Source organism: Haloarcula mannanilytica (genome assembly GCF_005406125.1).
In the GTDB taxonomy this organism is placed as follows: Archaea; Halobacteriota; Halobacteria; order Halobacteriales; family Haloarculaceae; genus Haloarcula; species Haloarcula mannanilytica.
In genome coordinates this window covers 214,949-229,503 of sequence record NZ_BIXZ01000006.1, presented here as the reverse complement: position 1 = coordinate 229,503, position 14,555 = coordinate 214,949, and the positions used below count along the sequence as shown (strand labels likewise).

General features: G+C 61.3%; 12 protein-coding genes. 1 reads left to right on the top strand and 11 read right to left on the bottom strand.

What is annotated here, in order from left to right; all coding sequences use genetic code 11:
• Positions 1 to 253: 253 nt before the first annotated feature.
• The 4 genes from Harman_RS15955 to Harman_RS15940 all read right to left on the bottom strand — a co-directional run bounded on the left by Harman_RS15955 (position 254) and on the right by Harman_RS15940 (position 5,123).
• Positions 254 to 1,573, bottom strand: a complete 1,320-nt coding sequence (locus Harman_RS15955; protein ID WP_137684766.1) for an ABC transporter substrate-binding protein — start codon at positions 1,571 to 1,573, stop codon at positions 254 to 256.
• Positions 1,570 to 2,781, bottom strand: a complete 1,212-nt coding sequence (locus tag Harman_RS15950; RefSeq protein WP_137684765.1) for an ABC transporter substrate-binding protein — start codon at positions 2,779 to 2,781, stop codon at positions 1,570 to 1,572. The genes Harman_RS15955 and Harman_RS15950 overlap by 4 nt, the downstream gene beginning before the upstream one ends.
• A 166-nt stretch (positions 2,782 to 2,947) precedes the next feature.
• Positions 2,948 to 4,381 carry a hypothetical protein gene (locus Harman_RS15945; protein ID WP_137684782.1) on the bottom strand — a complete coding sequence of 478 codons (1,434 nt, stop codon included), beginning with the start codon at positions 4,379 to 4,381 and terminating at the stop codon, positions 2,948 to 2,950.
• Positions 4,374 to 5,123: an ABC transporter ATP-binding protein gene (locus Harman_RS15940; RefSeq protein WP_137684764.1), complete on the bottom strand. Its 750-nt coding sequence runs from the start codon at positions 5,121 to 5,123 to the stop codon at positions 4,374 to 4,376. Before Harman_RS15940 ends, Harman_RS15945 begins: the two co-directional genes overlap by 8 nt.
• A 249-nt stretch (positions 5,124 to 5,372) precedes the next feature.
• Here Harman_RS15940 and Harman_RS15935 point away from each other — a divergent pair, with 249 nt between their 5' ends.
• Positions 5,373 to 6,698, top strand: coding sequence for a hypothetical protein (locus Harman_RS15935; protein ID WP_137684763.1), 1,326 nt, complete (start codon positions 5,373 to 5,375; stop codon positions 6,696 to 6,698).
• 224 nt (positions 6,699 to 6,922) lie between these two features.
• Here Harman_RS15935 and Harman_RS15930 read toward each other — a convergent pair whose 3' ends face one another.
• The 7 genes from Harman_RS15930 to Harman_RS15900 form a co-directional block, all read right to left on the bottom strand.
• The gene (locus tag Harman_RS15930) at positions 6,923 to 7,927 is read right to left on the bottom strand and encodes a HEAT repeat domain-containing protein (protein WP_137684762.1); all 1,005 of its coding nucleotides are present in this window, start codon (positions 7,925 to 7,927) and stop codon (positions 6,923 to 6,925) included.
• 221 nt (positions 7,928 to 8,148) lie between these two features.
• Positions 8,149 to 8,991, bottom strand: coding sequence for a 2,4-diketo-3-deoxy-L-rhamnonate hydrolase (gene rhcF / locus Harman_RS15925; RefSeq protein ID WP_137684761.1), 843 nt, complete (start codon positions 8,989 to 8,991; stop codon positions 8,149 to 8,151).
• A gap of 46 nt (positions 8,992 to 9,037) precedes the next feature.
• The gene (locus Harman_RS15920; protein WP_137684760.1) at positions 9,038 to 9,796 is read right to left on the bottom strand and encodes an IclR family transcriptional regulator; all 759 of its coding nucleotides are present in this window, start codon (positions 9,794 to 9,796) and stop codon (positions 9,038 to 9,040) included.
• Positions 9,797 to 9,941: 145 nt separating this feature from the next.
• Entirely contained in the window at positions 9,942 to 10,976 is a 1,035-nt protein-coding gene (locus Harman_RS15915) for an LLM class flavin-dependent oxidoreductase (protein WP_137684759.1), read from the bottom strand.
• 3 nt (positions 10,977 to 10,979) lie between these two features.
• On the bottom strand, positions 10,980 to 12,185 hold the full coding sequence (gene rhcD, locus Harman_RS15910; RefSeq protein ID WP_137684758.1) for an L-rhamnonate dehydratase: 1,206 nt from the start codon (positions 12,183 to 12,185) through the stop codon (positions 10,980 to 10,982).
• A 134-nt stretch (positions 12,186 to 12,319) separates the two neighbouring features.
• Entirely contained in the window at positions 12,320 to 13,351 is a 1,032-nt protein-coding gene (rhcE, locus tag Harman_RS15905) for a 2-keto-3-deoxy-L-rhamnonate dehydrogenase (RefSeq protein WP_137684757.1), read from the bottom strand.
• 26 nt (positions 13,352 to 13,377) lie between these two features.
• A complete protein-coding gene (locus Harman_RS15900; RefSeq protein WP_137684756.1) occupies positions 13,378 to 14,544 on the bottom strand; it encodes an ABC transporter ATP-binding protein in 1,167 nt (388 codons plus the stop codon).
• Positions 14,545 to 14,555: the final 11 nt, after the last annotated feature.

The window sequence follows — 14,555 nt, the reverse complement described above, 5'->3', positions numbered from 1 at the left end:
GGCGGAGTATAAGTAATAGTGTTCGTCCACTGCGCCATGCCGTACACAAAAAACAGGAGACTGATACCGAGCAGTAGTGCTGTCTCTGCTCGGCTTATTCTGTTCTTAGAAACACTATTTGCCATCAGCCCTCTATTTCCAGTCAGGTAACAAATATGTATTGCTCGCAGACGTACTAAGCGGGTAGTTCTCCCTCAAAAGTGCTGAAACAAACTACCTTGTGAACTATTTTATGACACCCTAACTATAGGTGTCAGATGTCGCCAATGACGATGTCCGTGACCCGCTGGCGGTCGAACAGGTGCTCCTCGGCGGGGGTCTCGCCGAACCCACGCCACTCGCCGAACTCCTCGGGATAGAGCTGTTTGGCCAGCATCTCGGTCTGGAACAGATTGATGATCGGTCCCTGTGACCCCGTTCCGCCCGGGTAGAGGCGGTCGTGCTGGACTGCCGTGAGTTGCCGGCCGACCTCGTTCGTCCGGAGCAGTTCTAACGTCTGTTCGTACGCCTCCGTGTTGCCGTAGACGTTCTGGCCGCCGAGCGCGTTCACGGCCTCAGCAAAGACAAGAGCGTCAGGGTCGACCTCCAGTAGCCCCTCGAAGTCGGTCTTCAGGTCGTAGTGACCGCCGTTGTCTGGATATCTTCCCTCGAAGGCATCGACGACGCCGAGGTCGCCGTACTGCTTGTGTTCGTGGGTCACATCGAGGGTCGGTTCCGGCTTGGTTACGCCGAAAAAGCCCCTGCTCTCCGGGTTGGCGAAGGCATTGAGCAGAGCGACGGTCGGGCGCTCGTCCTCGGGCGGAACTCGGGATGTGATGTCGTCCATCGTCCGCTCATAGAGTTCGATCATCGCGTCCGCGCGGGCTTGCTCCCGGAACACCTGCCCGTACCGACGGACGAACTCGGGGATTCCGTAGTAGTCGTATGGCTCGTCGTCGGGCCAGTTCGGCCACTCCGGGGAGCGCTCCGAACGGCTCTCGTTGCCGAAAAACGGGGCGACTTCTTCTTCGAGCGTACGGACCGTCGACGGTTCGAGACCGTACCACGCGAGGTACCTGTTCGGGTCCGTCGCCAGGAGGTCCGGGTCAAGCTCGTAGAGGAGTTCTCGCTGGACGCGGTAGCTGTCCGAGACGACCGCGGGAATGGCAGTCGTGTCCCGCATCGATACGTCCGGGAGGAGTTCGTAGAACCCCTGATACCAGAACCCGGGCCGGGACATCCCGACCACGCTGTCGGCGTGGCCGAGCGCCATCAACACGTCGCCGACGAACCCCCACCCGCTGACGACCGTCTCGGGGGGCTGCTCGAAGGTGAGTTCGCCCACCGGTTCCATCGCCGCCGTGTCGGCTTGGTCGTCGGTTGCTGTCTGGGTCTCGGTTTCGGTCGGTGCCGCAGTGTCCGTTTCCGCACCGGTCGATGGCTCCGTGCCGGTTACGCTGTCGCCGTCAGTCGACACTTCCGCCTGATTGCCGGTACAGCCTGCGAGGAGGGTCCCCCCGAGGACGGCACCGTACCGCAAATAGTCCCGGCGCGTCCGCCTGTCGGTCGGCGTTTCATCGCCGGCGTCGCTCATGCCTCGTACTCCCCGGTGACGATATCGGCGATGCGCTGTCGGTCGAACAGCTTGGCGTCACCGGTTACCTCGCCGAACACGTCGGGATACAGTTGCTTCGCGGCGCGTTCAGTCAGGAAGAAGTTCTGTATCGGCCCCTGTTTGAGAGGGCCGCCGCGGTACACTCGTCCGTTTTGAACGGCCGTTAGTTCGCTCGCGACGGGGTGGTCGCGCATGTATCCCAGTACCGTCTCGCGGAACTCCGCGGCGGATTTGCGCTCGTGCCCCCGGATCAGGATGACATCGGGGTCGACCTCGATGAGGTTTTCGTAGTCCAGTTCGCTCCGGTTGTCCGTGCTGAGGTTCTCGACGGCGGTGCCGGCCAGGGCATCGCTGACGCCCAGATCGCGCCACTGCTTTTTGTTCGTGCCGCGGTCGTTCAGCCGGTACGGGGAGAACGAACTCGGCTCGTTCGTGTGCTCGTACGTCAACAGCACGTCGGGCCGCTGGTCCGCCGGCGGGAGCCGCGTCTGGACGGACGAAATGAACTCTTCGTGGACCGACTCGAAGGCCTCGTAGCGGCGCTGCTCTTGGAAGAGCTGTGCCATCTTCTCGAAGGCCTGGTACATGGTGTAGTACCGGTAGTCGTGCCACTCGTCAGACCGGCGGAACAGTCGGTTGCCGAGGAAGGGAGCGACGTTTTCCCGAATCTCGGCCACGTCGTCGTCGGTCCAGTCGAACGCCTGCCGGAGGAACACCGGGTCGATGACGTGCACGTCGTTTTCGAGTTCGTAGAACAGCTCTTTGCTCATCCCGGCGGCGACGAGGTCGTTGTTTTCGAGCACCGCTCGGTCAACACCGACGCCGGGAAGCTCGCTGTAGTAGGACGTGTAGTACTCCTGTGCCTGCCCGATACCGGTCATTCCGTCGCCGTGTCCGAGCGCGACGCCCATGTCGGCGAACCCGGGGTCGTACGGGACCCACCGCTGGGGAACGCGTTGGAAGGTCACCTCGCCCGCGGGAGCCATCGTCACGGAGTACGACGTGTCTTCGGCTGTTTCCGTCGCCGTCCCGACTGTCGTTCCTGCCGACCCGTCCGATCCGGTGGATGAATCCGAGCCAGCGAGGTTCGAACAGCCCGCGAACAGTCCGCTGCCGATCACTGAACAGCCGTACTTCACGTAGTCACGCCGGGTGGAACTGCGCCGGTCGTTGGCATCACGTGACATAATTTTAGGGTGGCCTAAACAACATAAACCGCTTTCGGTTTTAGGCGCGCCGAAAGTATTGCTAGGGGCATTTCCGCCCGAGAGAGAGAGAGAGAGCTATCAAAGTGGTGTCAGAGAAGCCAGAACGCTCACTCGCCAGTCACTCCTGACCGGCGGCGTTGTCAGTTCACGCCTGTTGATACCGTTTGGACCACTTCGGCAGCGACCGGCGGTAGAGAGTGACACCGACAATGGCGAGGACGCCCCCGAACCCACCGAGTGCGGCGAGGAGAGGTCCGGACACAGGTGAGATAGCGAACCCGATTATGAGGATCGGAACCAACGGGACGACCAGCGCTGCGCCGAAAACAGCGAACAGGGCCGTATCGAAGAGGAACTCGTTCGGGGAGAGTCCGGTGAGATACACCGTCGTTCCGAAGATGTAGCACGCGACGCCGACGAGCAGGACAGCCCCGACGGCCGCTTCGATACGCGGTCCGCCGCGCCAGGCGAGTGCCAGTCCGTAGAATACGAGACCGACCAGCGGACCGAGCAGGAGGAACGCCCGGAACTTCCCTGCGAACACGGCTTTCACGGCGAGGGGATGGGCAAAATACAGATCTACGTCGTCGGATTGGGTGAGCCAGTTGTAGGTCGTAAACCCCGACAGTCCGAGTATCGCACCGAACGAGATTCCGGGAGATGGTCGCACGCCCGTGATCTGTCCGGCGAAATCGACGAGCGCCGCGGTGACTCCGAACAGCACCGCGGCCGAGAACAGCACTTTTCCGAACCCCCCGGCGCTCCGGTGGATGTCGAGCAGGCTCTTTGCTGCGACGGGGTCGCCGACCCGCCGCCACCAGCGGCGGAAGGCCGGTTCGACCGTCCGAGCGGGGGTGGGCGCAGTCGCGTCGAACGTGGCCGCGCCGACCACAAACACGCCCAGCAGACACACTCCCGTCGCGCCGACTCGCGGAAGTGTCGGTTCGAGAAACAGACCGTACGGGGTGTAGGCCGGGAGATTGAGGCCAGCAACGACCGCTGTGGCGATTGCGACGACTGGGACAGCGAGCAACGCCAGTCCGGGGACGCCCCGACCGGCGAGTCCGAGAGCCGCGATCGTCGTCCCCATCCCGAGGACGAACGTCAGCGTCAGGGTGATCCACAGAAGCGAGACAGTCTTCGCCGCAAAGGCCGGATTCCCGAGACCCGTGACCGCCAGTACCGTTCCGAGGGCGAACGGCAACAGAAACAACACTGCGTAGTACAGCCCGTCCTTGACGACAAACAGCCCAAGTAGCTTCCGCTGGGAAAGCGGGAGCGTCCGGGCCGAAAAGACCAGTAGCGTTACGTCACCGATGAGGTTCCGGAGGGCGTCCCGCCCGACGAAGCCGATTGAGCCCGTGTGGAGCCCGAAGACAAACACGAGTGCGTGAAGGCCGGCAAACACTGTCTCCGGTGCAGTCCCGGTGACAGCGAGCAGCTTGGCCGCGCCCGCGACGAGGAGACAGATAAGCACCGGAAACATGGAGAAGTGACTGCCGCGAAAGAGTCGACTGTGGAGTCGCCACTCCTCGCGGAGCATCTCGACGAACACTCTCCGCGTCCGGCCATCACTCATGGCTTGCCAGCGGTTTGTCGTCGTCGACGCTTGCATCGACATGGTCCAGAAACACGTCCAGAAGCGACACGCCGGCATCGAGTTCCGACGGCCGGACATCTGCCACGAGATCGCTGCCGTACATGATGCCGACCCGCGAACAGAGCTCGGCAGCCACGTCCACGTCATGTGTTGTGACGACAATCGTGTTGCCGGCCGCCTGGTAGGACAGCAGGAAGCGTTTGACCCGCTCCTGAACGATAGGATCGAGGTTCGCAAGCGGTTCGTCGATGAACACGACGGCGGGTTCGTGGAAGAACGCGGCGGCGATCATTACCTTCTGCTGTTGGCCCCGCGAGAGGTCCGAGGACAGCGTGTCGAGCTTTGCCCGAAAGCCGAGGCGTTCGGCCCATGACTCGGTACGCTCGGTCACCGTCTCGTCTGGCATGCCCCTGACCGCACCGACGAAGTCGAAATACTCTCTCGGAGTCATGAAACTCGGCGGCGATTCCTTTTCGGGGAGGATTCCGACCGTTTCCCGGACCGCCGTCGGCCGGGTCGTGGGGTCGACATCCAACACCGCGACGCGGCCACTCTCCGGAACAATCTGACCGGTGAGTATCTCCATCGTCGTGGTCTTCCCGGCCCCGTTCGGGCCGAGCAATCCGAACAGTTCGCCGTCGGCAATGGACAGCGAGAGGTCCGATATCGCGGTTACGTCGCCGTACAACTTTCCGAGCGACTCGATTTCGATTGCTGGCACGTGATTCTCCCTACCATCGACGTTCCGCGAATATAAGTTGTTTTACTGGGCAAGAACATACCAAATAGATCTATCGACCGCGGACAGTACCGACTTTCATCGCCCTCCAAATGATGTGGTTGATAGTGAGTGGTCATCGAACGGGACGACACTCGGTGAGTATCTCCTGACATACCCCTGGTTTGTGTTGGTGGGACCGTCGTTTGAGCTATCGATGGTTCTTAACACATGACAGAATGAGTATGTTACATGGCCCCGCATCGACTGTACTCCCTTGCCCTCCTCGGTATCGTCTGTCTGGCGCTTCTGGGTGCTATCGCGCCAGTTGGCGCAGCGCCGCCGCCGCGGCCGCTCTGTGACGCCTGCGGTGACTCGTTCGAATCGACGGCCAAAGCGCATGGCGTTTCGGTCACTGTCACCCACAGCAACGCGACCCTCTCCGTCCACGGAAACGGCAGCGCCACATGGGTCGTTCGCAACCATCTGGCTGAATCTGACGGCACAACACGTCTCCGGACAAACGAGACTGTTCGGACTGCCATCGCGGAGAGGGCGATGTGGGACACCGAGTTGGTGGACGCGAACGTGTCGACAAACGGTGTCGTTACGCTGCGCTACCGCGAGGCTGATTTTGCCGCGCAGTCCGTCGGTGGTGCGGTCCGCACCGGCGAGTTCACGGAAGCGTACGGCTATCGCAACCTCGACGGTCTCGGGGCCGACCGGCTGATCGTCATCGCACCCGATGGAATGCGGGTCGGGTGGGCTATCGACGGGGCGACCGTCTCAGACGACGGCCGCCGGATGACGCTAACAGAACTCGATACCGGGAGCATCGTAACGTTCGTCCCCCACGATACCTCGCTCGGGCCGCTGTTGAGCCTCGTCGCTGTCGGGTCGCTTCTCAGCCCCGTGATGGCGGTGAAGGCCCTCGCCTATCTGACACTGCCGACAGCGGTGTTTACACTCGCTGTCAGTGCTGCGGCCGGCGGGGTCGGATGGCTCAACTGGGACCTGCGACAACATCGGGGGTCGGCCGGCCGTGTCGTCGCTGGTATCGGCACAGTGGCGACAGTGCTGTCGCTGCTGTCGGTCGCCGGTGTGGTTCGGTTCGGTGTGACCGCTGCGCCGCTGTTCGGTGGCGGCAGTGGGTTGCTCCTCTGTGGAATCGCTCTCTCGCGCCATCGGGTCCGCGAACGCCTGACTTACCGGACGCTCCTCGGTGGTGCGGCGATCGGGGCGAGTATCGCTATCGGCGCAACTATCGTGGGGGCGTCACTGTTTGCCTCAAACGGGTCGCCGCTCCCGCTGGTGGTTAGTGGTTTGGTTTTAGGCCCATTGTTCACGCTCCTCCCAGTCGGATACGCAGTCGGCACCGGACGCCGTGGACTTGCGATTAAAACAGCCGCGGTCGGGTTCGTTGTCTCGGTGCTGCTTGTATTGCCGGTCCTGCCAGCGCCGTTTGGGTTAGGTGTGCTCTTTGTTCCTATCGCCGTTGCGTATGCTGCCGCAACTGCTATCGCCGGCATGCCGATTTTCCTGGCTGGTGTCTCACTTGGTGCCCCCACGGCACACTGATCTTTCTTTAGAATCTGCGGAACAGATAGCTGTCTATACCCATACTATATTTCAAAAACAAACAATATAGTCCTATAGTTGGATTTTACATCTAGAACTGAACTTTATAATAGTATATATAGACTATTTGGAAATATATCATCTCACCGACCGCTCGAATCTCTGCCGGTCTTATTTCATGTGTCTTCGTGGTCGGGTCAATTACCAGCGAATCGGCCATCCGCTCACAGCGGTGTTCCACAACCCGGACAGAGTGGCGGGCCGGATTCGGGAAACGACAGTCCACAATGTGGGCACTCGCCATCAGTATCCGGTGCCCGAATCTCGGCAGCGATGTCGGTCGTCTGTGTTCGAATTGCGTCTATCGTGGCTATGTCTGTTGTACTAGCATCGGTTGCATCCGAACGACACTGAGACAGTGCAAACCGGACTCGGTCCGCAACGAATTCCTCGTCCGCTGAGAGCGCTTCAAGTCTGTCAGTTGGAACTGACGTTTCGCCATCAGCGCCGGCGAGCAGGCCGAGCGCTTCGGCTGCGCGGCCACGAACGTATTGGTTTTGGTCTTCCAGACAGGCTAGGAGTGTCTCTGTCGCGTCCGTGAGCCGTTCCGGACGAGCACAGCCGATCACGACGATGGCTGTGTTCAGGTGATACCGGACCAGTTCGTTGTCCGCTTGGAGGTGGTCGGCGAGCGAGGCGACCTGATGACGGAGCCTGTCAGGATCGCCGAGTGCGACGTGGCACAGCGCCTTGGCCAGTTTCTCCTTTACTTCGGGTTCGTCGAACTCCAGGCTGACACGCAAGTCCGCTATAATCTCGGGCGAGGCGACCGCATCAGGGTGGTCGACGGCGATATAGCCAAGCGCCTCCGCACACCGGGCGCGAACGTAGTAGAACTCGGACTCGTCTGCCAGTCGCTCGGCGAGTGTCGGGACGGCTGGAACCACGATCTCCGGGACGCCCTCGCTGACCGCAACGAACAACTTCGCCGCCGTGAGTCTCGTCGGCCGATCAGTGTCGCTCAAAAACTCGGTAAGCGGTGTCAGTACGTCTTCAAATAGCTCCGGTCGGTCGTCGGCGGTCGCCTTCAGCGACCGCAGACACGCCTGTCGGTCGGCGGACTCTGCCGTGGAGAGCTGTTCGAGGGCTGTCAGCGCGTCGGCCGTCCGCCCTTGTGCAAGCAGTGACGCGATCTCCGTCTCAGGAGTTGCACTGGTTCGGTCGTCCATCGGTCCGTTGGTGGCGTTACTCGGAGCCCCCACAAAACGTCTTGCCTCCCGGGGATTGGACCACCAGATCAGGAGCGATCTGGGCGAGCGTAGTTGGACCGCGGTCTGGGACGCGGTTCAGAATACAAGGATACCTGACCAGATTCACGATTATATGCGCAAAATATGAACGTGCAAGATCAGCAAAGAGGGAGAAAAATCAGAATATAGATATATCGTTCCTATTCGCCGACAACTGGGTTCGTCAGGGTCCCGATCCCTTCGATCTCAACGTCGACAGTGTCTCCGGGTTCGAGTAGTTCCGGCGGGTCACGGAAGATACCGACGCCGCCCGGTGTCCCCGTCGAGATGACATCGCCGGGGCGGAGTGTGGTGATGCCGCTGATGTACTCGACGACTTCCGAGACATCGAAGATGAACTCCTCTGTGTTCGAGGACTGCTTGGTCTCGCCGTTCACGCGGCAGGCCACGTCAAGGCTCGACGGGTCAAGTTCGTTGTCGGGGACCAGCGTCGGCCCCATCGGGGCGAACGTGTCGTAGCTCTTCCCGCGGAAGAACTGTTCGTCCTCGAACTGCGCGTCCCGCCCGCTCACGTCGTTGACTGCGGTGTAGCCAGCGACGTAGTCGCGGGCGTCTGCCGCGGGGACATCCTTCGCGGTCCGACCGATGACGACGCCGAGTTCGACTTCGTAGTCGACTTCATCGATGGCCGCCGGGTGGACAATCGGGTCGCCGGGGTTCGTGACCGCGGTGCCGGCCTTCCCGAACAACAGCGGCCGCTCCGGGACCTCCTCGTTTTGTTCCTCGGCGTGGTCGTGGTAGTTCAGCCCGACACAGACGATTTTCCCGGGCTGGGGAACAGGTGCGAGTAGTTTGGCGTCTTCGACGGGAATCGCTCGGTCCGCCGCCGCGTCGACGGCGTCTTCGACGACTCGAAGGAACCCTGGATCAGTGAGCTGCTGGTACGTGACATCCTCTCTGAGGCCGTTGAGCGGTACGATCTCGTCGTCTTGACGGATCCCCCACTGGGGGGTTCCATCAGTCGTATAGCGGGCGAACTGCATCACCGAAGACTGCAGTGGCCGGGTACCTAACTGTTGTGCTTGGTCGTCACGAGTACGTGAGGTTCACCTCGATGACGTTCGCACTGCGGAGGATCTGTTCCGGGATTTCCTCAGAGAACCGATCTCCTTGCATTCGGCTTTTCGGACCGGAGACGCTGACCGCGGCGATTGCACGGTCGTCCTGATCCGTAATCGGTGCAGCCAGACACCGCATGCCTTTGACCCGCTCCTCGTCGTCGTAGGCGTAGCCGCGCTCCCGCACCTGATCGAGTGTCTCGAACAGTTCTTCCCTGTCCGTGATACTCCGCTCCGTTATCTCCGGCATGCCGTGTCTGTCGAGGTACGACTCGACTTCCGAGCGCGGGCGGAACGCCATGATCGTCTTCCCGAGCGCGGTCGTCTGCAGCGGGACGCGCATCCCAGCGTGGGTATCCAGTTGGACGGCATCAGGCCCGCGAGCTTTGTACAGAAACACCCCGAGGCCGTGTTCTTCGATCATCAGATTTGCGTGTTCACCGGTCTTTTCCGCCAGCTCGTCGACTTCCGGTCGGGCGATTTCGTACACTTTCTTGCGCGACCGCGCCTGATTCCCAAGCTGGAGGAACCGGGTACTGACGTGATACTCGGTCCCCTCTTTGACGAGGTACTCCTCCTGCTCAAGCGTCTGGAGGTGGTCGTGAACGGTACTGGTCGGCTTGTCCACTGCTCGGGCAATCTCGGACACGCCAGCGCCGTTTCGCTCCCGCAGTATCTCCACGATTTCGAGAGAGATCTTCGCCGCCTTGACCGGCACGGTGGTGCTCATATGACGGATAAAGTGGGCGCTCTGAGATAAACCTTTCCGGTATTATCGGACAGGGGCGGAGCCAACTGGGATACCACTATCTACTACCGGATGCTGGACAAAAAAATTGAATGGCTCCAAAAGAATCCGAACCCCGAGTTCAGTATTACTGGAACTGAGGCATGACCTCGTCAGCGAACAGTTCCATCCCACTCGTGTCGGGGAAGTCGATGAACCAACACTGGAACTTGGTGACGCCGGCGTCGATCCGGCGTTCGATGGCCTCAGCACACTCTTCGGGCGTTCCCATGATGAAGAACTCGCGGGCATCCGATTCAGTTTCAATCGGTGCCTGGTCCTGGTACTCCTCCTCGAACTGGATGGGCGTCATCAGGTCGACGAGCCGGTCGAACTTCTCCTCGTCCCGCGTACAGATGACGTGACCGTCCCAGGAGTACTCTATCTCGTCGGGGTCGCGGCCGACAGTCTCACAGTGGTCTTCGATGACCCCGGTCTTGTGTTCGAGTGTCTCGACATCGCCGTTGAACACGTCCGTGTTCCACACGTCGGCGTGTTTGGCGACGAGTTTGAGCGTCACCTGCTCGCCCTGACCGCCGACGAGAATCTCCGGGTGAGGGTCCTGCACGGGCGTGGGGGCACACGGGGCGTCAGAAATCTGGTAGTGGTCGCCGTCGAAGCTCGCGCCGTCGCCCCCGGCGTCCCACATCCGCTTCATCAGCCGAATGGACTCATCAAGGCGCATCAACCGCTCGAACCCGTCGCGGTACTCCCAGTTGTAGGCCTCGTACTCCGGTTCGTGCCAGCCGGCCCCCAGACCGAGTTCGAGGCGGCCCTCGGAGATGACATCGAGGGTCGCGGCCATTTTCGCGACCAGCGCCGGGTTCCGGTAGTCGTTGCAGAGGACGAGTGAGCCGAGGTTGATGTCGTCAGTGAACCCGGCCATCGCCGACAGCAGCGTCCAGCACTCGTACTCGGCGCGGTCGCGGCCGAGCATCAGATGGTCGGGTGCCCACGCGGCATCGAAGCCCAGTTCTTCGGCCGTCTCGATACCCATCTTTGTCGTCTCCCAGTCTAGCGCCTCGTATTCGGGCGTATCACGGTGCACAGGCTCGTCGTCACCGGCATCGGGGGCACCGGCGAAGACAGGCACGTTGTACTCGAATTTGATGTCCTTGCTCATGGGTTACTCCACGGCGAAGTGGTCAAGCGCGTCGTGGTTCAATTGCGTGCTGAGGCCGGGTTCGTCGGGCAGCGGAATCGAGCCGTCTTCCGGCGAGGGCGGGTTCTGGAAGATGGCGTCGGCGTAGGTCGAATCCTGCTCTTCTTGCTGTTCCTGGAACCACTCGGGCGTCGGGAAGTACTCCGCCATCGGCATGTTCGTGTGCCCCGCGATGGCGTGGAGCGTCGGATTCGTCCCGGCGTGGGGGATCACCGGCACGTCGTGGACTTCGGCCATGTCCGCGACCTTCTGTAGTTCCGTGATACCGCCAACACGGCCCACGTCGGGCTGGAGGATGTCGACAGCCTCCTCTTCGAGCAGGTCCTCGTGGCCCCAGCGCGTGAATTCGTGTTCGCCGCCGGAGATGGGCATCGGCGCGGCCTCACGGACCTCGGCGTAGCCGTCGATGTCGTCGGCGATGACCGGCTCCTCAACCCATGCCATGTCGTATTTCGCCAGGCGCTGGGTCATCTTCTTCGCGTACTTGACCGACCAGCCCATGTATGCGTCGCCAGCGATGTCGATCTCGTGGCCGACTGCGTCCCGAACGGTCTTGACGATTTCCTCGTTTTTCTCCATACCGGCACGACCGTCCTCGGGACCATGGAGGAAGCGCAGTTTCATCGCGTCGAAGCCCGCCTCGGCGTATTCCTGGGCCTCGCGTTCTAGCTTCTCCATATCGACGGGATGGAGGTTCGATGCGTAGGCGGGGATCTCGTCAGTGGTGGGACCGCCGAGCAGTTCGTAGACAGGTTTTCCGGCTTCCTTACCGGCGATGTCCCACAGCGCTTGGTCGACAGCGCTGATCGCCATGACGGCGACGCCTTTCCGCCCGAAGGGCAGTGTCGCGCGGTACATCTGCTCCCAGAGATGTTCGCGTCGCATCGGGTCCTCACCGAGTACGATCTTCGAGAGCGTTTCTTCGACGACGGTGGCGATGGCACCGGTGCCCCAGTTGCCGACGCCGACCCCGGTGATGCCCGCGTCAGTCTCTACTTCGACGACCACGTCGCCGACCGGCCCCATCCACTTCCGGCGGGCCTGCGGGTTCTCACCGTCGACGTTGCGGTACTCGTCGTACTTCGACATGATCGTGACGAGTGGGAACTCGATGAACTCCCCCCACGACTCGTTGCTGACTTTCGTCGCTGAGATGTCTGTGATTTCCATGGGTCAGTCGCGTACGTAGACGTGTTTGCGGCAGCAGTAAAACCTTTTCTGTCACCGTCTCACGCCCATTTTGACGGGGATCGCAGTCTCACCAGTGTTCGACCGCCGTGCGTGGGCGGACAGCTCCGGAGTGCTCAGTCGCCGAACTGGAACACCGGTTTGCAGGTCTCGGAGGCGAGGAACGCCTCGAAGGCTGCCGCAGGGTCATCCATGCCGTAGGAGGTGTCCAGTATCTTTTCAACGGCGATTTCGCCTCGCTCCATCAGTCGAAGCGCCTGTTCGAAGTTCGTCCACGTCGAGCCGTAGGACGTGTTGACATCGACCTCGCCACGAACCGTGGACGTGAACGTGACTTCGCTCGTGTCGTTTGGAATCCCGACCATGACTACCTGTCCACCCTTCCGGACGTGTTCGATTGCTGTGCCGATACCGGAGTGGTGTCCGGTCGAGTCGAACACGACATCGAACCCGATACCGTCCGTGCGGGCTTCGGCCTGTGCTTCGAGATCCTCTGACTGGGCGTTCATCGTGTCGATACCCAGGTCATTGAGGAGTGGGAGCCGGTACACCGCGTCCTGGTCGAGACCGGAAACCAGGACGTTCGCACCGAGTGAATCCGCGACAGCGGCGACCAGCACCCCAATAGGACCCGGGCCTTCGACCAGCACGTTGTCGCCGGGCGTCGTCACCGACTGTTCGAGCACTGCCCGCGTTGCGATGCTTAGCGGCTCCGTGACGGCTGCCTGCCGTAGCGGTACGTCCTCGGGGACGGCATGGAGGTGCTCGGGTGCGACTGTGACGTACTCAGCGTATGCGCCATCTCGGTGCATCCCCGTAATGGAGAAGTTCTGGCAGACGTTTGGCTGCCCGTTCTTGCACTGAAAGCAGTGCCCGCAGTCGTGGATCGGCTCCTCGATGACGTTGTCGCCCGCGGCGAATCCCTCGACAGCATCGCCGACCTCGACGACTTTGCCGGAGTACTCGTGGCCCATGATCCGCGGAATCGGGATCCACTCGTAGCCGCCGTCATACTTGTAGGCGTGTGCGTCACTCCCACAGAGGCCTGCCGTGTGGACTTTGACGAGTACCTCGTCGGATTCTACTGTCGGTTTCTCTCTGTCCTGTGTCTCGACTTCCCGTGGACCGGTTTGAACGATTGCTTTCATGATTGTGATGATGTTGGATTGTTTCGCTAGGCTTCGACGCTATCGGCTGACGCCCCGCCCTCTGCTCGCTCGGTGACGAGGCGACCTTTCAGTAGCGATTCGGTAGTTGGGTCGAAGAGATAAATGTGCTCCGGAGCGATTGTCAGTTCCATCTGGTCGTCCGGTTCGAGATCATGGAAGCGGCCGACCTTCGCGGTCACGTCGCCGAGGGCAGACGTGCCGTGGACGATTGCTTCAGTCCCGACCGGTTCGACCACACGGACCTGTGTCTCGAAGTCGGGACCGTCCGTCGCTCGGGTACGTGCCTGATAGAGGTCCTGCGGACGGAACCCGACGAGAACGTCCTGCGTGTCTATCTCCGTATCGACGAGTCGCTTCGGGATATCGAAGGAGGCGACATCCATCTCGATACGGTACGAGTCGGTCCGTTCACTGAGCGCCCCCTCGAACAGATTCATGTCCGGGCTCCCGACGAACTGCGCAACGAACAAATTTGCTGGCTCGTTGAATACCTGATCCGGCGTCCCGAGCTGCTGGAGTTCCCCGTCGTCGAGAATCGCTATCTTGTCTGCGATTGTCATCGCCTCCTCCTGGTTGTGCGTGACGTACGCCGACGTGATGCCGACTTCCGACTGGAGTTCGTCGATTTCGGTCCGCATCGTCTTTCGCAGTTTCGCATCGAGGTTCGCCAGCGGCTCGTCGAAGAGGAACAGCCGCGGTTCACGGATAATTGCCCGTCCGAGCGCGACGCGTTGCTTCTGGCCGCCCGAGAGCTGTGCCGGCTTGTTGTTCAGCAACTCCTCGATTTCGAGCATCTCAGCGACCTCTGTCACGCGCTCGTTGATCTCCGCGTCAGTCATGTCGTTGTTCTCACGGCGGAGTCCGAACCCGAGGTTCTCCCGGACGGTCATGTGCGGGTACAGTGCGAAGTCCTGGAACACCATCGCTACGTCGCGATTCCGGGCTTTGACATCATTGACGACGGTCCCATCGAACCGGACTTCGCCTTCCGTCGGGTCTTCGAGCCCGCCGATCATCCGGAGCGTCGTCGTCTTCCCGCACCCGCTGGGGCCAAGCAACACGAGGAAGTCACCGTCTGGCACGTCGATGTCTAAGTCGTTTACCGCGACGACCCCCTCCTTCTCCGGGTCGCCGAACACTTTCTTGACACTATCAAGCTCGAGGTGTGTCATTGCAAAGTGAT

Coding starts and splice junctions, on each gene's coding strand:
- Harman_RS15955 (WP_137684766.1), bottom strand. CDS start 1,573: ATGAGCGACGCCGGCGATGAAACGCCGACCGACAGGCGGACGCGCCGG.
- Harman_RS15950 (WP_137684765.1), bottom strand. CDS start 2,781: ATGTCACGTGATGCCAACGACCGGCGCAGTTCCACCCGGCGTGACTAC.
- Harman_RS15945 (WP_137684782.1), bottom strand. CDS start 4,381: ATGAGTGATGGCCGGACGCGGAGAGTGTTCGTCGAGATGCTCCGCGAG.
- Harman_RS15935 (WP_137684763.1), top strand. CDS start 5,373: ATGGCCCCGCATCGACTGTACTCCCTTGCCCTCCTCGGTATCGTCTGT.
- Harman_RS15930 (WP_137684762.1), bottom strand. CDS start 7,927: ATGGACGACCGAACCAGTGCAACTCCTGAGACGGAGATCGCGTCACTG.
- rhcF (WP_137684761.1), bottom strand. CDS start 8,991: ATGCAGTTCGCCCGCTATACGACTGATGGAACCCCCCAGTGGGGGATC.
- Harman_RS15920 (WP_137684760.1), bottom strand. CDS start 9,796: ATGAGCACCACCGTGCCGGTCAAGGCGGCGAAGATCTCTCTCGAAATC.
- Harman_RS15915 (WP_137684759.1), bottom strand. CDS start 10,976: ATGAGCAAGGACATCAAATTCGAGTACAACGTGCCTGTCTTCGCCGGT.
- rhcD (WP_137684758.1), bottom strand. CDS start 12,185: ATGGAAATCACAGACATCTCAGCGACGAAAGTCAGCAACGAGTCGTGG.
- rhcE (WP_137684757.1), bottom strand. CDS start 13,351: ATGAAAGCAATCGTTCAAACCGGTCCACGGGAAGTCGAGACACAGGAC.
- Harman_RS15900 (WP_137684756.1), bottom strand. CDS start 14,544: ATGACACACCTCGAGCTTGATAGTGTCAAGAAAGTGTTCGGCGACCCG.